This is a genomic window from Lentilactobacillus sunkii DSM 19904, assembly GCF_001435575.1.
Lineage (GTDB): Bacteria > Bacillota > Bacilli > Lactobacillales > Lactobacillaceae > Lentilactobacillus > Lentilactobacillus sunkii.
The window spans coordinates 42347-63622 of the sequence record NZ_AZEA01000011.1; the positions used below are offsets into that span (position 1 = coordinate 42347).

Genomic DNA, 21276 nt, shown 5'->3' on the forward strand with positions numbered 1-21276 from the left:
TTTAGATCCCATAAAAAGTATTGGTTTAAGGGGGGAACTCACAAGATTCCCATATTATTAGTTTTCGACATTGACACCCGTGAAATATACCTTTATGCTTTAATCAACAAATGAGATGAATTTTTATACAATGAGAGAACTCGCATGGAGGTTCAAGATGAAAAAAGTTGGGTACTTTATCGGTGGCTGTGCGGCTATCGTTTTATTATTGTCGGGGTGTGGCAAGAAAGAATCTGCAGAGAATTCTGGTAATCTGACGGCCAACATGGCTGCCAAACAGGTCGTCAATTGGTCGGAGACGGAAGACTTAACAACTTTGGATCCATCGAAGCTAACACAGCCTATTGATATCACAATGGTTGGTAACACAAACGAGGGATTGTTCAGATTAGGCAAGAACCACAAACTGCTGCCAGGAATTGCAACAAAGATGAGCGAATCACCAAATGGCAAGGTTTATACATTTAATCTCCGGAAGAACGCCAAGTGGAGTAATGGTGATCCAGTCACGGCACATGATTTTGAATATAGTTGGAAACGAACCATTAATCCAAAAACGGCTTCACAGTATGGTTATATTTTTGATGGAATTAAGAACGCCAATAAAATTCAGGCCAACAAGGCAAAACCAAGCGCGTTGGGAGTGAAGGCTCTTAGCGATAATAAACTCCAAGTAACCCTTGAGCGGCCAATCCCGTACTTTAAACTCTTGATGGCTTTCCCATTATTCTTCCCTCAAAATCAAAAAGCCGTTGAGAAATATGGTAAGGCTTACGGAACATCTTCTTCAAAGATGGTCTTCGATGGACCATTCAAGATGAATGGCTGGACTGGTACCAATGAGAAGTGGACGCTGACTGCAAACAAAAATTATTGGGACAAGAAGCATGTATATTTGGCCAAGATAAAAGATCAAGTCGTTAAAGACCCTTCAACGATGTACAACATGTATCAAGGAAATCAATTGGATGTAGCCACATTATCTGGGTCACAAGTGAAAAATGAATTGAAGAATAAAGACATGCATCTTTTGAAAGATTCACGAATTTTCTATCTTGAATTCAACCAAAGAACTCGCCCGGCATTTAAAAACAGGGCTTTGCGTCAGGCGTTTTCGTATGCGATGGACCGAAAGTCATTTACCAAAAATGTCTTGGCAGATGGATCGGCTCCAGCCCAGGGATTTGTAACCCAAGGATTGGCAAACAACCCTAAAACCGGTGAAGATTTTACCAAAGAAGCCAAGCAGGGAGATACTGGGCTTGAATATAACCCAACCAAAGCCAAGACAAAATACAAGCAGGCTTTAAAAGAACTCAATAAAAAGTCGCTTCATTTGGAAGTGCTCTGTGGTGACAGTACCGCGGCTAAACATTCAGCTGCTTACGTTCAAGGACAGCTGGAAAAAATTCTTCCAAACTTGAAAATTGATGTTTCTTCAGTTCCACTGAAAGCTCTGATTCAACGTCAAACTCATCATCAATTTGATTTCTTTGTTTCAAATTGGGGTGCCGACTATTCTGATCCATACACCTTCCTGCAGGTATTGCAGTCAAATAATACGTTTAATGAAGGTGGTTGGACCAACAAGAGTTACGACAAGTTGGTTAAGCAATCTGCTTCAACGGATGCAACCAATCCAAACAAGCGTTGGCAGGATATGATTGATGCGTCGAGAGTGATTATGTCTGATCAAGGTGTAGCACCGCTGTATCAAGCAACCATTCCGCAGATGAGAAATCCAAAGGTTAAAGGTATTGTTTACAACAGTGCTGGACTATCATTTAACTTAAAAGGGATGTACGTATCTAAATAAGTACCCTAAAAGGCTCAAAAACAAAACCAGTTTTGTTTTTGAGCCTTTTAGTTTACACTTAACGTAAATACAGAAAAACGGGTGACTAACAATGAAGACAATTTATGACTACCAAGAGACTGAAATGAGCGGTAAGACAATTGATTTGAGCGATTTTAAGGATAAGGTTGTTATTGTTGTGAATACTGCCAGCAAGTGTGGTCTGGCCCCTCAGCTTGAAGGCTTGGAAGAGCTGTACAAAAAGTATAAGGACGAGGGACTGGTAATTCTCGGATTGCCTTCGAACCAATTCCATCAAGAGCTTGGCAATGACCAGGAAACAGACGAATACTGCCGCCTACATTATGGGGTTACATTTCCGATGACTAAACGAGTAGCTGTCAATGGCGATGATCAGGATCCGCTGTTTGCTCACCTCAAGGAAGAATCCGGCCATGGCAAGATTAAGTGGAATTATACAAAGTTTTTGATTGGTAAAGATGGTAAATTGATTCATCGATTTGCCCCGATCACTAAGCCGGAAGCAATGGAAGAAGCCATTTATACAGCACTTCATTCCAAAGCCATTTTGTAGGAAGGTGGGAAGTTGAATTCGACCTATTTTAAAGCAACAATTCGTGAAATAACTTACTCTTGGGGTAAGTTTATTTCGATTGTCCTGATCATCCTGTTGGGATCATTACTATACGTTGGAATTCGGGCAACCGGCCCTGATTTGGACAACTCAGCCGACCGGTATTTTGCCCAGCAGAATTTGGGTAATCTGAATGTAACGTCGACTTTGGGACTGACCAAGAAAGATTTGAATTTGGTCAAAAGTGATGACAATGTCCAAACCGCTGAAGCAAGTCACATGGTGACAATCAAGAAGTCACAGAATCAAGTTGTTCAAGTCTATTCCTACTCAAAAGCAGCCAAACTTAACAAACTCAAAGTTGTCTCCGGCCATTTACCAACCATGAATAATCAAATTGTCTTGGATTCTAAAGCCAAATCAGACGGTTATCGATTGGGGCAAACATATACGCTGCCCAAAACGGATGGGTTAAAGTCCAAATCGTTTAAAATTGTCGGCTTTGTCAACTCACCGTTATTCGTCAGTTCAACCGATCGTGGGACGACCAACGTTGGCAGTGGCGAGGTGGACTATTTTGCCTACACACCAGAACAGGCATTTGACCAAAAAGCGTTCGCCACGATTGCGGTGCGATTCGATAACACTGCTGACTTAACCGCCGGGACCAGTGCGTATAATCAACGTGTCAATCATGATCAGGAACAGTTGGAAAGTAAATTGAAAGCCCGACCAACCCAGCGGCGAACAGAGCTAACGGGAACGGCGCTCTCTAAGATTAATCGCCAATTGGCTAAGCTGCAGAAACAAGCTAAACAGCTGCAAGCCGTACCAGCTCAATATCAAAGTGCAACGACAAAAGCTGCCGCCAAGAAACTCACGGCAGGTATTACCGAACTGCAGGAAGCCCGAAAAGAACTTCAACAAACTCCTCGGGCAATCTATATGTATAATGATCGAACTGCCAACGTCGGCTATCAGGATTACTTTGATGAATCTAAGAGTATTGCGGCAATTGCCGTTATCTTCCCTGGTTTCTTCTTGTTTATTGCGGTCCTAATTACCTTCACGACAATTTCCAGAATGATTGAAAAAAACCGGCGCGAAATCGGTTTGATGCGGGCTCTCGGTTATACTAAAGGGTTTATCTCCATGAAATACGTTATCTACTCAGTTCTGGCAGGGGTGTTAGGATCGATTGCAGGTGGTATTTTGGGAACGATGACGCTGCCTAAATTCATCTTCAGCATGCTCAGTAATAATAACCTAACTCAGTATCATGGGGTCATTCCCTGGGCGTTCATTGTTGAAGCGGTAATCGCCGGGTTGGTCGCGACACTGGGAAGTGCTGCAGTTGTGTTGATTATCAATCTCCGGGAAAAGCCTACTGAATTGATGCGTGAACGGGCACCAAAAGCCGGCAAACGAATCCTGATGGAACGCATTAAGCCACTCTGGAACCGAATGAACTTCAACCAAAAGGTCAGCTATCGAAACTTGTTCCGGTACAAGACTCGGATGATTATGACGATTGTCGGGATTGCCGGGTGTACCGGGTTGATGCTGGCCGGATTTGGAATTCGTGATTCGGTTAATGATTTGATTCCCGATCAATTTAATCAGGTTCAGCACTATCAGGGAATTGTGACCTTATCGGATGCCAACAAACAGATTGATGATAAAAACATTAAATCTCAAAAGTCAGCCATGGTTCAGTCAATTACCGTTTCACCGACAAAAGGAACCAAACGTAACGCCACGGTAACGATGGTTGCACCAAAATCATCGGCTGATTTTGAACAATATGTTTCATTAAAAAACAGTAAAACCAATCAAAATGAAAAGTTAACCAACTCAGGCGTGATCATCACGGAGAAACTGGCTACCGATATGAATGCCAAGAAGGGGACGATTCTTTCCACCAAGCTTGGTAACAAGCTGTTCAAGGTCAGGGTGGCAGCCGTTACTAAAAATTATGCCGGCCATTATATGTATCTAACCTCCAAGTATTTTAACAAAGTATCCTCAACGAAGTATTCAGCCAATTCACGGTTGCTCAAGCTTAAGAGTGTCTCGACAGGTGATCGCCAACAAACCAGCCGAAACCTGCTGAAGCAGTCCGGTGTCTTGAACGTCACCTATCCAAGGTATGCTGGGAGTGCATTGGGAACGGTTGGCTTGAGCTCAGTCGTCCTCATTTTCATTGCATTATCCGCAGCGCTTGGTTTGGTGGTTTTGTACAACCTGACCAACGTCAATATCTCTGAGCGAATGCGGGAATTGTCGACGATTAAAGTGCTTGGTTTCTATGATAATGAAGTGACCGCATATGTTGCGCGGGAAAATGTGGTTTTGACTCTGGCCGGGATTGTATTCGGCTGGTTCATCGGGTTGGTTCTCCATCACTTCATCATGATCAAGGCCCAGACTGGTGCCATTTTATTCCCGCTGACCGTTCATTATCCGGGATACATCTGGTCGGCGGTTTTGACTGCCTGCTTCAGCCTGGCAGTTGGTGTGATCACCCATTATAAATTGAAAAATATTAATATGCTTGATTCGTTATCATCTCAAGAATAGCCAAATCCCTTTAAAATTTAACTATTCGGCATACCCGCAACCATCAATTTGGCTGTGGGTATTTTTTGTATCAGCCAATGGCAGTGTTTAATTTGATTTCAAACTTAAAATTAGACGATGAGTGGTTTGACCTATTACAATAAAGATTGTTGGGACAAACATAAGATGTTTTGGTTTGATACCCTGGCACCATTTAATTATTACTGTTTACATATAATTTACATTTACTTTTGTTACTAAAAAGTCTAATATTGATGTATTCGGAACTTTACGAAATCTTAAGAATCATTAATTTCTGAGGGGGAATTGTATGAGGTTCATTAAGACATGTATTTGTGTTGTCTTATTTTTGGCATTATTTATGATTGGCAAAGGGCCGATTGATGCCCACGCCAAATATCACGTTTATCATCAACGTTCATCGGCACTGCATAAAGGAAAGCTGCGTAAGTTAAACAATTATCGAGTTCACTATGTCAAGGTACCTAAAGAGTATTATCACGTTGCCCACACCGGTATTGAACATGAAATTGCATCAACCCGCGGCAAAAAGGTCAAATTCCACACCCGATACATTTTGCCTCTGCCCGGTAAGAACGGTCAACGATGGGGGAACCCTCAGTCGATTGCAATGAACGGCAAAAGTTACATGTATATCGTCTATTGTCCAACCAACTTGAAAAATAAAGGCAGAATTGTCAGATTTAATATTAAAAAGTTGGATGCCATGGGAATTAGACTGCATCCAAAACAGTTGCGGGACGCTTATCATAAGCACCACGGCAAATATTCCAAGACTCAAAAACAAATCCATAAATATATCAAAGCTGGGCCAATCTTTACGACCGGCCATGGCCAATCATTGGCGTACAATTGGAAAAATCACGGTTTATACATGTGGCGTGATAAGGAAAAAGCACCCCGAGTTCCTGTCAGTAATTGGGGGTACATTCAACATATCAAAGCATCCAGTCTCAGACCAGATTACTCCATTCGATTCCGGTTACGCAGTCATGGGCTATCTGTTCCCGGCGGCCATGATTTAACCTTCGATCGTTCGGGCAATGCCTACTTCTGGTCATTTCCAGGATGGGGTGCCTATATCTTTAAAGGAAAGATCCATCACCGCTCAGTTCATTTCCGTCTAACCCATCAAGTGCTGAAACATTTGCCGGGAACCCGGATCCAAAGTATGGGTTATAACCCGATACGCAAGCGTTTATTGATGATGTCCGATGCATCCATCGCCAGCTTTCCAGCTAAAAAGCTGAAGGGTCATGGTCATTTGACCAATCGTAGTTTTGAATGGACACAGTTTGGTCCCAAACGAGAATTTGAAGGGATTGCTTATGATGGTTCTTCAAGAGGTAATTTGTTGGTCAACCACTGTCCCGAAGTTTTGCAGGCAGATCGACCTTATTAAAAACTTGGTATTCCCTTTTGGCTATTAAGATGTACAATAATGTTATGTAATATATCAAATTAATGAGATATCTGGAGGGGTACTATGAAATTTGGTAAGTTGTCTGTGGGAATTGCTACGGCAGTTTTGTTGAGTACATCGTTTGCTGGGACGGCTGATGCTTCAATGATCGTTCAGCACAGTAATGCAATTAGCCAGTATTCAGGTTCGAGTTTACGGATCTTGAACAACAGCAAAGTTCAGTTTGTTAAGGCCGGAAATTACGGCTGGTCCAAGAATCCAAGCGGCAGCGAGACTATTAAGAGTGTGCGCGGTACCAAGTGGACTTTGAAGACTAAGTATCTGTTACCAGCAACACATATGGCATTGGGAAAATCCAGCCGTGATGTGACAAATCCTCAAGCGGCAGCATTGGCGGGCAAATATTTATTTGTCTTGTATGCGCCACATCAATTCCATGGCAAAGGATTCATCGTTCGCTATAATAAGAGCACCTTGGATCACATGAGTTTAAGCAAGGCTCAAAACTCATTGAACAAGAAGACTGCTGGCATGAAAGTCGGTCCGATGTTTGATGTTGGTCATGGCCAATCTTTGGCTTACAACAAGAAGCAGCATTCCATCTGGATGTGGCGTGATCGCGCCGATATGAAGCCGACTGCCTGGTCAACGATTCAACGAATCAGTATGTCTTCATTGAAGCCAAACAAAGCCATCAAGTTCCATATGAACAATCGTGGCGCCATGGTTCCTGCAGGACATGACCTGACGTTTGATAATTCCGGCAATGCATACTGGTGGGGAATTTCCAGCGGCCATGTCAAGATTTATAAGGGCCGCCTGGGCAGTCACTCGATTCGAGTTCGACTGGCTAAGCAAATGCTCAGAAAGCAGACCGGGACTCATCAACAGGCAATGGGATATAACCCACATAATGGCCGGCTGTACCTGGTTTCAGATGACTCAATCCAAACCCTTCCAGCTCGAAAGCTGAATGGTCGCGGGAGTCTGCGTCCAAGTGACATCAAATACACTCGGTTTAATTCACATCGGGAATTTGAAAGTATGATTTTTGATTCCACCGGGCATGCAATGCTATTGTCGAATCGAAACCCTGAACTATTGAGATCAACAACCAGATATTAAACAAATAACTAACCGTAGAACCGCCGTTGTTGGCAGTTTTGCGGTTTTTTAATTAAATTGTTGACACGATGTCACTGATGATTTATACTCAGTTCATAAGTTAATGACACAGTGTCACTCAAGGAGGAGAAAATGGTATCGACAACTTTTAATAATTTAAGCGATGAAAAGCAGACCAAGATTCGACGGGCACTGCTCAAAGAATTTTCATCGGAACCACTGGCAACCGCCCAAGTTGCCCCCATTGTGAAAACTGCCGGGATTGCCCGGGGAGCTTTTTATAAGTACTTTGACGATCTGACCGATGCGTACAAATATTTATATGGCGTTGCAATGCGCGATATTCATAGTGAGATTAATAATGAAACGGGAGGCCAATTTCAACCTCAGTTTTATCTTGATCAGGTCAAGGCATTCGTTCAAGGCGCCCGTGACAGTGAATATTTTGGCTTGATTAAGATGCATTTAATGAAAAACGAATCGTTGATTTCGCAAGGGAGTGTTGATCCCGCAACGGTCACCGCACCTGAGTGGGCAACCATGATTTTGAGCCATGAGGCAATCAAACAAATTATCATCAATCCGGATTCTCAGGCCAGGGTAATGAATCATCTTTCAGACGCATTGAACTTGTTAGCAGGAAAGGAGCACGCATAATGTATTTAGCATTAAAAGAAATTCGCCATGAAAAATTGCGTTATGGTTTGATCGTTTCAATGATCGTCTTAATCGCATACTTAATCTTTATTCTGACCAGTCTGGCATTTGGACTCGCCGGTGAAAATACCCAGGCAATCAATTCCTGGGATGCCAAGAGTATTGTGTTGAACAAGGATTCTAATATCAGCTTGACCCAATCGATCATCACCAAGGATCAGGCAAAGGATGCCAAGCTGACGTCCAAAGAGGCGGTTATCGGCTCAACCCCAGTCGTTGCCAAGCATAAAGGCAAAGAGAAAATTTCTGCATCATTCATTGGTGCCCGGAAGTCACAATTTATTATTAAAGATTTGAAGTTGACGGCCGGCCACAAAGCTAGGAACAATCACCAAATTGTCGTTGATGAAAAGTTTAAGACCGATGGCTACAAGTTGGGCGACAAAGTGACGTTGAATTCATTCAAGGATAAATATCAGATCGTTGGCTTCACCAAGAATGCCAAGTTAAACGTGGCCCCTGTGGCTTATGGAACAGTCTCCACTTGGAAATATCTGCGGGGGATGCCAAACGCGGCAGTTACCGGAAGCGCGATTGTATCTAAAAATGCCAATTATAAGGCTCACAGTTCACATTTGAAGACGTATTCCATGGATAAATTCATTTCGAAATTACCCGGGTATTCAGCTGAAAATACAACCTTTGGCTTTATGATTGGATTCCTGATGATTATTTCACTGGTTCTGATCGCGGTATTCCTGTACATTTTGACGATGCAGGCGCTGCCAACATACGCTGTATTGAGAGCACAGGGAATTCCGGCCAAAGCCCTTGTGTCCACAATTACCAGCCAATCACTGGTCCTGATGGCCTCAGGTGTGCTAATTGGAGCTGCATTAGCGGCATTGACTGGTTGGATGCTGCCGGTGGGAGTCCCGATGGCGTTCAATATTCCAGTGCTCATTTGGATTTCAATCGGCTTGATGATTATGGGTGTCATTGGTGCGGCAATTCCGGCTCGGAAAATTGCCACCGTTGACCCCGTCAGTGTAATTGGAGGTTAATTATGGCAGTTATTGAATTAAAGAATATTAATAAATACTTTGGATCAGGCATCAGCAAGGTCCACGTTTTGAAGGATGTCAATTTTGCAGCGGACCGTGGTCAATTAATCCTGGTTGTCGGTCCATCCGGATCTGGTAAAAGTACTTTCTTAACGATTGCCGGTGGCCTGCAGACACCAACTTCCGGTTCTGTTGAAGTCGAAGGGAATTCTGTCGAAAATCTGTCCAAAGCTCAGCGGGATAAATTAAGATTGAACCAGGTCGGTTTCGTTCTTCAATCGTACAATTTGGTTCCATACCTGAAAGTCAAAGAACAATTCGACTTTGTCGATAAGGTCAAGCATCAAGGAAATCTAAGCAAAGAAGGCTTGAAGGGCCTGCTTGAACAGCTTGGCATTTCTGAACTGATTAACAAATTCCCCGGCGAACTTTCCGGTGGTCAAACTCAACGGGTGGCAATTGCCAGAGCATTGTATGCCGATCCGGACATTGTCTTGGCCGATGAACCAACAGCAGCACTGGATAGTCAAAAAGTTGCAGAAGTGGGTAAGCTGTTTAAAGACTTGGCTGAAACCAGAAATAAAGCGGTGGTCGTGGTAACTCATGATCTGCGGCTCTTGGACTTTGCCGATAAGACATATGAAATTTTAGACGGCAAGATCAGCTTGAAGGATAAGGAACATGTGTTGGACCGTTAATATTAGCTTAAGGGCAAGACATTAAGGCGTGCATTTGCTTTTTAATTCTGAATAATAGTTATTGACGTCTAATCTTATTTCGTGGCATAATAAACATGTGCAATGAAGACAAATAATCAAAAAGGGAACCCATGCCCGGGTTCCCTTTTTCATATATTTTGGTTGTTTTTCTAGCGATGATTTAACCAGCTGCTGAATAATGCCACAACGATTCCCGCTAAAATTGCAACTATCATTTGTGCCAACAATGAAGACAAATAATCACCACCTCTCTTGGTTTCAAAGAAACAGGTCAGCTCTTTAATGATACCGGAGATGCATCGGCTTGTATAATGACTTTTTGGTAGGAGAACAAAAGGCGATCGCATTCCAGGATCGCTATGGTTTGCTTCACAAATCAACATCAAATCCTTGAACGATGGATAAATCATTTAATCCATCGTCCAAGGATTTTTTATTCAAAACGTAAGTAAAACGTTTATACATCAACATCGTGGAACCTGTTAACAAAGGTGGAACAAAGTACATCGTTGTTCTGTCGCGGTCTATCAAGCCTCAACCTATATATTTTAGCGCTTACATCCGTTATATTTAGAGACGTAAAGAAATACTCGAGAATTTCTTGGAACACACGACAAACAAATTATAGGAGATGCTAATTATGAAACGCGACTTTATCGATACCAACACATACACACGAGAAGAAATTCAATATTTGATCAACTTGGGCTTACAAATCAAACGCGACATTAAAAACGGCAACTATCCTGATTTATTATCACACAGAACTTTGGGAATGATTTTTGAAGAATCATCAACCCGGACCCGGGTTTCATTTGAAACAGCCATGACCCAACTTGGTGGTCATGCACAGTATCTGGCACCAGGTCAAATTCACTTGGGTTCAGCTGAAAGCGAATCCCTGGGCGACACCGCAATCGTGCTTTCCCGGCTGGTGGACATCTTAATGGCACGGGTTGCCAAGCATTCAACTGTTGAGAAACTTGCTGAATCCGCAACTGTTCCGGTTCTTAACGGAATGAGCGATTACAATCATCCAACTCAAGAAATCGGCGACATCATTACCATGGCAGAAAATTTACCTGCAGGTAAGAAGTTAAGCGATTGTAAGGTGGTCTTTGTCGGGGATGCAACTCAAGTTTGTGTATCACTCATGTTCATCGCGTCAAAGATGGGAATGAAGTTCGTTCAATTCGGACCAAAGGGTTACCAAATCAAACCAGAAACCCTGGCAATCGGCAAAAAGAATGCTGAATTATCCGGTGGTAGTGTTGAAATTACCGAAGATGCTGATGCCGCAATGAAGGATGCCGACTTTGTCTATACCGATGTATGGTACGGCTTGTACGAAGCACCACTTTCATACGACGAAAGAATGAAGATCTTCTATCCTAAGTACCAGGTTAACGATGACCTGATGAGTAAGGGAACCAGCCACACAATGTTTATGCACTGCTTGCCAGCCAACCGTGGTGAAGAAGTAACCGACAGCGTGATCGATTCACCACACTCAATTGCATGGGATGAAGCCGAAAATCGTTTGACTGCCATGAGATCACTGCTGGTTTACCTGATGGCACCACGAATGAACTACACCGAAAAACAATTGGACGATCTCAACGATCCTAAATTGAAATCAATGATTTTAAACCTAGTTGACGATACGACCCATTAATCGTGTCGTTCAGACTGATTTGTGAAGGTGAAAGAAATGCAAAAAGAGAAAAAATTTAGATTATTTGATGCTGTGCTGATGTCGGTGGTCGTTGTTCTGGTGGTTGAATCAGTTGCACCGGCAGCCGCAATTGGCCCTTCGCAATTCTTCTGGTGGGGGATTCTGTTAGTATTCTTCTTCCTGCCTTATGGATTGATATCCGCAGAGCTGGGAACCACCTATGATGAAGATGGTGGGATCTATGACTGGGTCAGAAAAGCCTTTGGCCGCCGTTGGGGTGGTCGGGCAGCGTGGCTGTACTGGATTAACTTTCCAATTTGGATGGCCAGTTTGGCGGTATTGTTTACAGGCGTAATTGGCCAAGTCTTCCCGACTCACTTTGGCACCTGGACCAACGTCTTGATCCAGCTGGTCTTCATTGGAATTGTGACTTTAATTTCGTCATATCCGGTTGCGGACAGTAAATGGATTTTGAACCTTGCTGCAATTGCCAAGGTTATCATCATGGTCAGTTTGGGCGCACTGGGAATCTATGTCGCAATGACCAAGGGTGTTGCAAGTAACTTTACCGTAAAAACAATGCTTCCACAGATGGACGTCAAGAGCCTTGGCTACATCTCAGTTATTCTGTTTAACTTCTTGGGATTTGAAGTGGTGACTTCAATGGCCAGTGAAATGCCAAACCCTAAGAAACAAATTCCCCAAGCGATTATCTGGGGCGGTGTCTTGATCGCAGTCTTCTATGTCTTTGCCGCATTCGGCATGGGTGTTGCGATTCCAAGCAGCCAATTATCCACTTCAAGTGGTTTAATGGAAAGTATTCTATTATTAATTGGCGGTAACAATTGGTTCGTTATCCTGATTGCAGTCCTGTTCATGTATACTTTAGCTGCCAACTTGATTTCCTGGTCGGCCGGCGTGAACTACGTTGCTTCATATGCAGCTAAGAACCATGATTTGCCAAAAGTCTTTGGGATTGAAAGCAAAAAGACCGGGATGCCAACCGGTGCCAACTTGTTAAATGGCGGAATTGCCGCAATCCTTGTGGTTATTTCACCACTGATTCCTAATCAAAACATTTTCTGGGCATTCTTCTCACTGAACGTCGTTGCATTGTTGGGATCATATCTGTTGATGTTCCCGTCATTCTGGAAGCTGCGGAAAGTCGATCCAGACACTGAACGGCCATTCAAAGTTCCCGGCAACCATTTAATGATCAACCTGATGACCTGGATTCCGGTTGCTTTACTTGCAATCACCACCATTCTTTCAGCATTCCCACTTAATGGCAGTGCCGAAGAATTGAATACCAAGATTCCAATTTTGATTGGCACAATTATCACCATTTTACTGGGCGAAATCTGTATCAGAGCTGCTGAAAAGCATCACCCTTTGAAGAGAAAAGAAAAGGCGAGCAGTCACCACACAGAAGAAATCCTAAGTAAAAGCTAACGACTATTAAGAGGAGCAAAATACGATGAAAACTTTACAATCATCACCTAAAAAAGACGGTTTCAGGATGCCTGGCGAGTTTGAACACCACAAGGGTGTCTACATTCTCTGGCCGGAACGCCCGGACAATTGGCGAAATGGCGCTAAGCCGGCTCAACACACATTTGTCAATGTTGCCAAAGCAATTTCTCAATTCGAACAAGTCACTGTCGGTGTTTCTGACGCCCAATATGCAAATGCCCGTCACATGTTACCGGACGATGTTGAAGTGGTTGAAATTTCCAGCGACGATTCATGGATCCGTGACTGTGGCCCAACGTTTGTTGTCAATGATGACGGCGATGTCCGTGGTGTTGACTGGACATTCAATGCCTGGGGTGGACTGGTAGATGGTCTTTACTTCCCATGGGATAAGGATGACCGGGTTGCTCAAAAAGTGACTGAATTAGAGCATGCGGACCGTTACCGGTTGGATGACTTTATCTTGGAGGGTGGTTCAATTCACGTTGATGGTGAGGGAACCTTGATCACTACTGAAGAATGTCTGCTTTCAGACGGCCGTAACTCACAATTATCAAAAGAACAGATTGAAAATGTCCTCAAGGAATATCTCAATTTGGATAAGGTTATCTGGCTTAAACGCGGAATCTATTTGGATGAAACCAACGGCCACGTTGATAATATTGCGAACTTTGTAAAGCCCGGTGTTGTTGCCCTTGCCTGGACCGACGACAAGAATGATCCCCAATATGAAATTTCAAAAGAAAACTATGATATTTTAAGCAACGCCACTGATGCCCGGGGTCGAAAGATTCAAGTTGAAAAGCTCTATGTACCAAAGCCGGTTACAATCACTAAGGAAGAAAGCGAAGGCGTTGACGCTGTTGACGGCACTTTGCCTCGTCAGGAAGGCGATCGTTTGGCAGCCAGCTACGTGAACTATTACACCGCAAATGGCGGGATTATCTTCCCAACCTTTGGCGATCCAAATGATGCAAAAGCTGAAGAAACCCTGCAGCGCTTATATCCCGATCGTAAAATTGTCGGCGTTCCTGCTCGTGAGATTTTATTAGGCGGCGGAAACGTTCACTGCATCACCCAACAAGTGCCATCCGGCAGATAGGAGGAAACTTAATGGCTAAAATTGTTGTCGCTTTAGGTGGAAATGCCATCCTGTCAAAGGATGCCTCAGCCGAAGCTCAAATGAAGGCAGTTAAGAAGACTGCCAAAGAATTGGTAAAATTTATCAAAAATGGTGATCAATTAATTATCACCCATGGAAATGGGCCTCAAGTCGGCAACCTCTTGCTTCAGCAGAATGCTGCCGACAGCGAAACCAATCCGGCTATGCCGCTTGATACTTGCGGGGCAATGACTCAGGGCAGTATCGGCTACTGGTTCCAGAATGCCATGAAAGAAGAACTTCTTGATCTTGGCATTGATAGAGACGTCATGGCCATCGTCACTCAGACAATTGTCGACGAAAATGATCCGGCATTTGAGAATCCTTCAAAGCCCATTGGCCCCTTCTACAAAGAATCCGAATTATCTGAATTAAAGTCGATGCACCCAGACTGGGTTATTATCGAAGATTCCGGCCGTGGATACCGACGGGTGGTTCCATCCCCTAAGCCTTTGGAAATCAACGAATATACTGCAATCAAGAAGGTTGTTGACGCGGGGATTATCCCAATCGTTTCCGGTGGCGGCGGAATCCCGGTTGTCCGCAAAGGCAATCGACTGGTTGGCAAAGAAGCTGTAATCGACAAAGATTTCAGTGCTTCAAAGATTGCCCAATTGATTGACGCTGACAAGCTGATCATCCTGACTTCTGCCGGTGGGGTTTACTATAACTACGGCAAACCTGATCAGGTTGAACTCAAAGAAGTCGGCATTGACGATATTCAACAACACATCGATGCCAATGAGTTCGCCAAAGGCAGCATGATGCCAAAGGTCCAAGCTGCGGTCGCATTTGTCCGCAATACCGGCAATCCGGTTGTAATTGGTGATTTGGAAGACGTTCAAGAGATTATTGAAGGCAACGAAGGAACCACCATTGTAAAGAATCCAGTTCCGGCAGCAGTAAAATAAATCAAAAAGATGGAGTCGTGACAAAACTAATATTTTGTTCACGGCTCCTTTACATTGATACTGTTATATAGTCAGAATGTGTTCTGACGACGTCCGAATAACGCATATCTTACCTGGCGGAAGCAAACCCGCCTTTCTTCATACTCCCGTTAATTACTTAGAAATGAATTGTGTACACAAATAGTATTTTGTTTGAGTGTTGCCAATATAATAACGGACAACGACAGTCATATCGCCAAAAACGTCTGGGTTGCTCATCGAAGGATTCGTCGTCACAAGGTGCTGATTTGTGTTGATAAATTTAAATCGATATTGATATTTACCGGTTGAACGAATATGGGTACTTGGAATGGCCGGGATGTTGGAAGCAGTGTAAAGGTACGTATTGTTGCCTTTTTTAATTGTCCGTTGTACTTTGACTGAATATTGAGGTTTGATTTGTTTGGTTGCTTGGACAGACGCGTTTTCAGTGTATTCCAAGTAACCGTCATTTGTGACCCGGACTTCATTGGACTTTGCTGTCACATCGCTATCGTCTTGCGGATATTTATCACCTTGATGCAGAGTCCCCCGATAGCTGGCAGGAAATCTTTTGGTTGCTTGGTAATATGCCAAATAGCTTGGGGTCCTCACTCTTTTGAAATTGGCAGTTGTTAGCCAAAGACTAGCGGTAGATTGTTGATCGTGTTTGGAATCAATGACAATTTTTCTAAGATGCCAGCTGAGACCATTCAGATCGATGCTTAAGAATGGGTGACCGGTTTTCACACCAATCGACACACCGGTTGCTTGAAAAATCGTCCCTTTGGGAATAGTGATTTTCACATCATTGAAGTAGTCATTGGTGGTATGGATGGTGCGTTTTGTTTCCAAAAATGAATAGTCTGGCACGTTAGTCAGATAGTGGGTTTTGGCTGACGCCGATTGGGCCGTCACCGTTCCAAACACAAGCAGTGATAGTGAACCGATGAGATATTTGATAAATGGGTTTAATTTCATGTTAACGTCCTCTCCTAATAGTTAATTGTCTGGTAACGCCAGTACCATTCTTGATCTTCAACCTTCGAAATTTTCTGTAGGTTGAGTGATTTCAGATTGTCTTCGTTGGGAGTGGCTGTGGTGGACCATTGACCTTGCTCGCTAATTGTTAGTGTGTACTGGTTTCCAGATTTTTTAAATGGCAGGGCCGAAAATGACGAATTAAATGTCATAATATCCTGGTTGAGCCCGTCCAGATAAGTGGCACCGATCACTTTGGCTGTATCAGAGGGTTTGGCCGATGTTTCGTAAACGTATGGTGAACTGGCAAAGTATTCCAGATAACCATCCGTTGTGACTCTGAGTCGGATGCCGCTTTGTGACTGGTAATCGACTGGCAGGGCGTGTCCCTTCCACAAATCTGCCTTGGTGTGATAAGTCGTACCTTTAGTGAGCGGATTGTGAACATTTGTATTGTAATATGATAAATAGACTGGTTTTTTGATTTGTTGGAAATTTGTGTGGCTGACGCGGAGCCACCTGCTGAAATTACTGGTACTCTTGGTACTGAGCAGCGGTTTTCTGAGATGATAACTCAACTGGTCGGCATTGATATAGACGTATTTATGATGACCGGACCATTTGACCCCGGCAGCTTGAACAACAGTATTCTTGGGAATGGTGAGTTTGACCTGTTTCTTGCTGTTGGTTGTCCGGATTGTCCGGGTTGTTTTCAAAAAGCTGTTTTTAACAACTGTGGCGTGCGCTGGAACCGCAGCGCCAGCTAACAAGAACGCAAATCCTGAAGTAATCGTTAGACCGATGATGTGAGTTGATTTCAATGGTGTTGGCCTCTTTTCATGAGTTAATCTCATTGTATCACTTGAAGTTTAGTAAAAGTGATAAACGTGGCTAGCATGAATGTATGTATGATGCGAATGTTAGTGCTTTCACAAATTAAATGTTATTATTGAGCAAGGAAATATCGAGGTAAATTATGGAAATTAAGAACACAACTCCACAACAGGATAATTACAGCGTCGCACCTGAATGGCACCGCCATCAGCAGGCGTACATGATGTGGCCTGAGCGGACCGATAACTGGCGTGACGGCGCTAAACCGGCCCAGAAAGTCTTTGCCGAAGTGGCTGCCAAGATCAGTCAGTATGAACCGGTGACCATGCTGACCTCACAGAAACAATACGAGCACGCCATCCACACACTGCCGGGATCGGTGCGAGTGGTTGAAATGAGTTACAACGATGCTTGGATGAGGGATGTTGGCCCGACTTATCTGGTCAACGATCAAAATGATATTCGAACCGTCAGCTGGCAGTTCAACGCTTGGGGCGGCTTGGTTGATGGGCTGTATTTTCCATGGGATCAAGATAATTTGGTTTCCGGAAAAGTCAGTGATTTGGATCACTTCGATCATTATGATGTTGACTTCGTGCTGGAGGGGTCGGCCTATCAGACAGACGGTGAAGGAACGCTGATTGCCACAGAGGAATCGGTTCTTTCGGAAGGCCGGAATGGTCAGATTGATAAGGCGAAGGTCGAAGCAATTTTCAAAAAATACCTCAACGTCACCAAAATCATCTGGCTGGAACAAGGCTATTTTATGGATGAAACCAACGGTGATGTTGATAACATGGTTAACTTTGTCCGACCAGCTGAAGTGGCTTTGACTTGGACCGAGGACCAATCTGATCCAATGTATAAAATTAGTCATGAGGCACTGGCAATCCTTTTGAATTCAACCGATGCCCGTAGTCGAAAACTAAAGGTTCATAAAGTTCAAATGCCGAAACCACTCCAAATTACCCAAGAGGAAAGCGAAGGGGTTGACCCGGTTAACGGGCGTTTGCCACGATACGAAGGTGATCGGCTGATGGCAACTTACATTAACTGCTACCTGGCCAACGGCGCGGTTATCCTGCCAGTCTTTGGTGATCCAAACGATGAAGCAGCGATCAAACAATACCAGGCCATCTTCCCAGACAGAACCATTGAACCCGTGTATGCACGAGAATTACTGCTTGGTGGCGGGGACATCCACTCTATTGTCCTTGGCGTGCCGGATTAGAGGATCCCCATGAACTTTTTTGAGATTATTAAACCATACGTGGAAAAACTGAATAAAAATGAGTACGGATTGCTTGATTATGTCATTAAGAATATGGATAAGATTCAAAATAAAAGCATCCGGGAACTGGCCGCAGCCTGCTACGTATCAACGACAACCTTCCTACGCTTTGTTCGGAAGATTGGCTTTTCAGGATATAGTGAGTTCAGTACGGTGATCAAATATACCGTTTTGAACAGTGACACTCAGGATAATCAAGAAGAACCATTCGTTCAGGAACAGGCCCAATACCGCAATGAGTACCTCAAAAACATTGAAGAAACTGTCCGGGTTTTGGATGAACGAAAATTGTTGAATATCTGTCACGTGTTGGATCGCCGGCCGAAGCTGTATTTCTTTGCCAAAGGATTCAGTAAATATTCTGCCGAATACATTGAGTATCTGTATACGCTGAACGGATTTGTTGTCATATTCCCGAAGAACCACGAGCAGCGGCGGCTGGCATACCGGAATGTCCAGCATGATGATATTATCTTTGTTTTTGATTATGAAGGTGAAGACGACGAATTAATTCAAATTATCCAAAATCTCCAAAGCAAAAAGAATTATGCGATGCTGGTGTCGATTACCGGTGCAAATAACAACACCATTCAAAATATGAGCGATGAAAATCTCTATTTATTTACTGATGAACTTCAAGTCAGTGGAGTCGATATGACCTCCCACGTGTCGTTAATTGTGATAATGGAGTTGGTGCTGTATCAATTTATGGAATATGAAAAATCAAAGAAAGCAAAATAAAAGCCCAAACAACTGATTAATGTCAGTTGCTTGGGCTTATTTGAAACTCTTTAGTTCTTCTTTTCTTCAAACAAAACGCGCTTACGCAGTTTTGGTGAATACTTTGTTAACTTTAAGCGGTCAGGGTTGTTCCGACGGTTCTTAGAAGTTAAGTATTCTTCGCCGGTTTCCTTGTTACGCATAACAACGTGAATTCTCATGAATGTTCCCTCCTAGTTCGAAAATGGTACTTATTACTGTTTTAAATATAAAGCAATCTCCAAATTTGTCAAATCAGATTATTGGGCCGGGACCAGATCGGCTTCTTTTTTATCACCGGCACGAGCTCTTAATGCCCAGAGAATTGTCACAGTATCAACGACTTCTTGGAGCATGGCACCGATGATTGCCGGGATCACACCGAAACTGGCGATCAGCATTAAAATCGTACAGATCGCGATTCCGATCAGGACAGATTCTTTGGCAACTCTCATGGTGTCATCCGAGATTCGGACGGCTTTACTAACCAAGCCCAGGTCATCTTTAAGAACAACTGCATCAGCTGACTCGCTGGCTGCTGTTGCCCCGTGAGCCCCCATGGCGATGCCGACATCGGCGGTTGCCAACGATGGTGCATCATTGACACCATCACCGACCATCACGACAGGACGGTGCTTTTTGTCGACCTGCTTAATGACGTCAATTTTTTCTTGTGGTAATCGTTCTGCATACACTTTATCGATGCCGACGCGATCGGCGATTTCTTCGGCAATCGGTAGACGGTCACCGGAAATCATCATGATCTGGGTGGCACCCTGCTCATGAAGGCTGTCCATAACGGCCTTGGCTTCTGGACGAAGTTCATCGGAGAAGGCCACATAACCAACGTATTTTCCATCGACGGAAACATAGACGGTCGTTTGATCAAGCTTTTTAATTGGATCGGATGAGACAAATTCGGCTTTGCCGGCTTTGACTGTCTGGCCGTTAATAGTTGCCTGAACACCTTCGGCAGTCGTTTCCACAACGTTTGTAGCCGTTGGAATTTTGTCAGGGATTGCTGAAACCAATGAACGGGCCAGAATGTGGCTTGACTGTTGTTCGGCTCCGGCAGCCAGTGCCAAAACTTGTTCCTTGGTATAACCAGCCGTAGCACCAACATCACTAACTGTTAAATGACCCTTGGTAATGGTTCCGGTTTTATCAAAGGCAAATGTTTTTGCGGTTGAGAGCTTTTCAATAATTGTTCCACTTTTAACGATAATCCCATTTCGGCTTGCCCGGCTCATTCCTGATACAAGCGCAATTGGCGCCGCCAGAATTAATGGACAAGGGGATGCAACAACCAATACTTCGGCAAACCGGACCGGGTCGCCGGCCATGTACCAGGCCACCCCGGCAATCACATAAGCCAGGATTGTAAACGGCACGGCGTATCGGTCGGCCATTCGAACAAAATGGGCGGGAGTTGCCTCAGCCTGCTTCACCAACCGGATAATGTTTTGGTATTGTGATTCATCGGCAGTTTTATCGGCAATCATGTCAAAGGAGGCGTCACCGTTAATTGCCCCTGACATGACCTTCCCACCGGCGACTTTATCAATTGGCCGGGATTCACCGGTTAGTGACGATTCATCAACGGTTGTCGTTCCTTCGGTAATCGTTCCATCAACTGGAATAACCTCACCGGGCTTAACAACGATCCGGTCACCGACTTTAACTTGATCGATGGTGACGTCAACAATTGAATCATCTTTAAGGAGATGGGCAGACTGAGGGGAATTTTCCAGCAGTGACTGCAATTCTGAGTTCGCCTTGTTGGCTGCGTAATCTTCCAGAGCATCACCACCTGTCAGCATCAACAGAACAATTAACGCTGCCCAATATTCACCAACAGCAATCGTCGCAATCACCGCGGTAATCGCTAATAAATCCACTCCGAATTTTCCTGATCGGAGTGTTTTAACCATGTCAATAAACATCAATAGTGCAATTAGTGATCCAACAGATGAAATGACGATTTGGGCATAAAGAGCTTGGTTGAAGCCGAATTGCAGAACCAGTGCGATTCCGGCAACCACAAACACACCGATTAATCTCATATAGTTGGTCAATTTACTCATCATAAACGCCTCCAATCAGAAATAGTTCCTTAACTAGATTATAACAGTTCTAAAGTAGAAAAGCGAATGACGGCTCTGAAGGCAGGTACAGCAGTATTTTGACAACAAA

18 protein-coding genes are annotated in these 21276 nt (G+C 43.8%); 14 read left to right on the plus strand and 4 right to left on the minus strand.

All coding sequences use genetic code 11. From position 1 onward, the window contains the following. Positions 1 to 157: 157 nt before the first annotated feature. The 12 genes from FD17_RS07775 (at position 158) to arcC (ending at position 15200) form a co-directional block, all read left to right on the plus strand. Entirely contained in the window at positions 158 to 1816 is a 1659-nt protein-coding gene (locus FD17_RS07775; RefSeq protein ID WP_057825315.1) for a peptide ABC transporter substrate-binding protein, read from the plus strand. Positions 1817 to 1907: 91 nt separating this feature from the next. Then, positions 1908 to 2390 (plus strand): glutathione peroxidase, encoded by a 483-nt coding sequence (locus tag FD17_RS07780; protein WP_057825317.1) that lies wholly within the window; start codon positions 1908 to 1910, stop codon positions 2388 to 2390. 12 nt (positions 2391 to 2402) lie between these two features. After that, positions 2403 to 4970: an FtsX-like permease family protein gene (locus FD17_RS07785; protein ID WP_057825319.1), complete on the plus strand. Its 2568-nt coding sequence runs from the start codon at positions 2403 to 2405 to the stop codon at positions 4968 to 4970. Positions 4971 to 5280: 310 nt separating this feature from the next. Beyond that, positions 5281 to 6393, plus strand: coding sequence for a hypothetical protein (locus FD17_RS07790; RefSeq protein ID WP_057825323.1), 1113 nt, complete (start codon positions 5281 to 5283; stop codon positions 6391 to 6393). Between the two features lie 84 nt (positions 6394 to 6477). Continuing rightward, positions 6478 to 7539, plus strand: a complete 1062-nt coding sequence (locus tag FD17_RS07795) for a hypothetical protein (RefSeq protein WP_057825325.1) — start codon at positions 6478 to 6480, stop codon at positions 7537 to 7539. Positions 7540 to 7671: 132 nt separating this feature from the next. After that, on the plus strand, positions 7672 to 8196 hold the full coding sequence (locus FD17_RS07800) for a TetR/AcrR family transcriptional regulator (protein WP_057825328.1): 525 nt from the start codon (positions 7672 to 7674) through the stop codon (positions 8194 to 8196). Beyond that, positions 8196 to 9260: an ABC transporter permease gene (locus FD17_RS07805; RefSeq protein ID WP_057825330.1), complete on the plus strand. Its 1065-nt coding sequence runs from the start codon at positions 8196 to 8198 to the stop codon at positions 9258 to 9260. Before FD17_RS07800 ends, FD17_RS07805 begins: the two co-directional genes overlap by 1 nt. A gap of 2 nt (positions 9261 to 9262) precedes the next feature. Further along, on the plus strand, positions 9263 to 9958 hold the full coding sequence (locus FD17_RS07810; protein ID WP_057825332.1) for an ABC transporter ATP-binding protein: 696 nt from the start codon (positions 9263 to 9265) through the stop codon (positions 9956 to 9958). Positions 9959 to 10619: 661 nt separating this feature from the next. Then, on the plus strand, positions 10620 to 11654 hold the full coding sequence (ptcA, locus tag FD17_RS07820; protein WP_057825336.1) for a putrescine carbamoyltransferase: 1035 nt from the start codon (positions 10620 to 10622) through the stop codon (positions 11652 to 11654). Between the two features lie 36 nt (positions 11655 to 11690). Beyond that, positions 11691 to 13106: an APC family permease gene (locus FD17_RS07825; RefSeq protein WP_057825338.1), complete on the plus strand. Its 1416-nt coding sequence runs from the start codon at positions 11691 to 11693 to the stop codon at positions 13104 to 13106. Positions 13107 to 13131: 25 nt separating this feature from the next. Further along, complete coding sequence (gene aguA, locus FD17_RS07830; RefSeq protein WP_057825340.1) at positions 13132 to 14229, plus strand: agmatine deiminase; 1098 nt, start codon at positions 13132 to 13134, stop codon at positions 14227 to 14229. A gap of 11 nt (positions 14230 to 14240) precedes the next feature. Next, complete coding sequence (gene arcC / locus FD17_RS07835) at positions 14241 to 15200, plus strand: carbamate kinase (RefSeq protein WP_057825342.1); 960 nt, start codon at positions 14241 to 14243, stop codon at positions 15198 to 15200. Positions 15201 to 15353: 153 nt separating this feature from the next. On the opposite strand, the gene FD17_RS07840 is transcribed toward arcC, so the two are convergent. Continuing rightward, on the minus strand, positions 15354 to 16199 hold the full coding sequence (locus tag FD17_RS07840) for a hypothetical protein (RefSeq protein ID WP_057825343.1): 846 nt from the start codon (positions 16197 to 16199) through the stop codon (positions 15354 to 15356). Between the two features lie 14 nt (positions 16200 to 16213). Continuing rightward, positions 16214 to 17020 carry a hypothetical protein gene (locus tag FD17_RS07845; protein WP_057825344.1) on the minus strand — a complete coding sequence of 269 codons (807 nt, stop codon included), beginning with the start codon at positions 17018 to 17020 and terminating at the stop codon, positions 16214 to 16216. 155 nt (positions 17021 to 17175) lie between these two features. Here FD17_RS07845 and aguA (FD17_RS07850) point away from each other — a divergent pair, with 155 nt between their 5' ends. Both aguA (FD17_RS07850) and FD17_RS07855 read left to right on the plus strand, forming a co-directional pair. Then, positions 17176 to 18264: an agmatine deiminase gene (gene aguA, locus FD17_RS07850; protein ID WP_057825346.1), complete on the plus strand. Its 1089-nt coding sequence runs from the start codon at positions 17176 to 17178 to the stop codon at positions 18262 to 18264. 9 nt (positions 18265 to 18273) lie between these two features. Next, a complete protein-coding gene (locus FD17_RS07855) occupies positions 18274 to 19065 on the plus strand; it encodes a MurR/RpiR family transcriptional regulator (RefSeq protein WP_057825348.1) in 792 nt (263 codons plus the stop codon). A 50-nt stretch (positions 19066 to 19115) separates the two neighbouring features. Here FD17_RS07855 and rpmG read toward each other — a convergent pair whose 3' ends face one another. Together rpmG and FD17_RS07865 are read right to left on the minus strand one after the other, a co-directional pair. Beyond that, positions 19116 to 19265, minus strand: coding sequence for a 50S ribosomal protein L33 (rpmG, locus tag FD17_RS07860; RefSeq protein ID WP_057825350.1), 150 nt, complete (start codon positions 19263 to 19265; stop codon positions 19116 to 19118). 78 nt (positions 19266 to 19343) lie between these two features. Next, positions 19344 to 21167 carry a heavy metal translocating P-type ATPase gene (locus FD17_RS07865; protein ID WP_057825352.1) on the minus strand — a complete coding sequence of 608 codons (1824 nt, stop codon included), beginning with the start codon at positions 21165 to 21167 and terminating at the stop codon, positions 19344 to 19346. Positions 21168 to 21276 lie beyond the last annotated feature (109 nt).

Coding starts and splice junctions, on each gene's coding strand:
- FD17_RS07780 (WP_057825317.1), top strand. CDS start 1,908: ATGAAGACAATTTATGACTACCAAGAGACTGAAATGAGCGGTAAGACA.
- FD17_RS07840 (WP_057825343.1), bottom strand. CDS start 16,199: ATGAAATTAAACCCATTTATCAAATATCTCATCGGTTCACTATCACTG.
- FD17_RS07800 (WP_057825328.1), top strand. CDS start 7,672: ATGGTATCGACAACTTTTAATAATTTAAGCGATGAAAAGCAGACCAAG.
- FD17_RS07825 (WP_057825338.1), top strand. CDS start 11,691: ATGCAAAAAGAGAAAAAATTTAGATTATTTGATGCTGTGCTGATGTCG.
- arcC (WP_057825342.1), top strand. CDS start 14,241: ATGGCTAAAATTGTTGTCGCTTTAGGTGGAAATGCCATCCTGTCAAAG.
- FD17_RS07805 (WP_057825330.1), top strand. CDS start 8,196: ATGTATTTAGCATTAAAAGAAATTCGCCATGAAAAATTGCGTTATGGT.
- FD17_RS07865 (WP_057825352.1), bottom strand. CDS start 21,167: ATGAGTAAATTGACCAACTATATGAGATTAATCGGTGTGTTTGTGGTT.
- FD17_RS07775 (WP_057825315.1), top strand. CDS start 158: ATGAAAAAAGTTGGGTACTTTATCGGTGGCTGTGCGGCTATCGTTTTA.
- aguA (WP_057825340.1), top strand. CDS start 13,132: ATGAAAACTTTACAATCATCACCTAAAAAAGACGGTTTCAGGATGCCT.
- rpmG (WP_057825350.1), bottom strand. CDS start 19,265: ATGAGAATTCACGTTGTTATGCGTAACAAGGAAACCGGCGAAGAATAC.
- ptcA (WP_057825336.1), top strand. CDS start 10,620: ATGAAACGCGACTTTATCGATACCAACACATACACACGAGAAGAAATT.
- FD17_RS07810 (WP_057825332.1), top strand. CDS start 9,263: ATGGCAGTTATTGAATTAAAGAATATTAATAAATACTTTGGATCAGGC.
- FD17_RS07795 (WP_057825325.1), top strand. CDS start 6,478: ATGAAATTTGGTAAGTTGTCTGTGGGAATTGCTACGGCAGTTTTGTTG.
- FD17_RS07855 (WP_057825348.1), top strand. CDS start 18,274: ATGAACTTTTTTGAGATTATTAAACCATACGTGGAAAAACTGAATAAA.
- FD17_RS07790 (WP_057825323.1), top strand. CDS start 5,281: ATGAGGTTCATTAAGACATGTATTTGTGTTGTCTTATTTTTGGCATTA.
- aguA (WP_057825346.1), top strand. CDS start 17,176: ATGGAAATTAAGAACACAACTCCACAACAGGATAATTACAGCGTCGCA.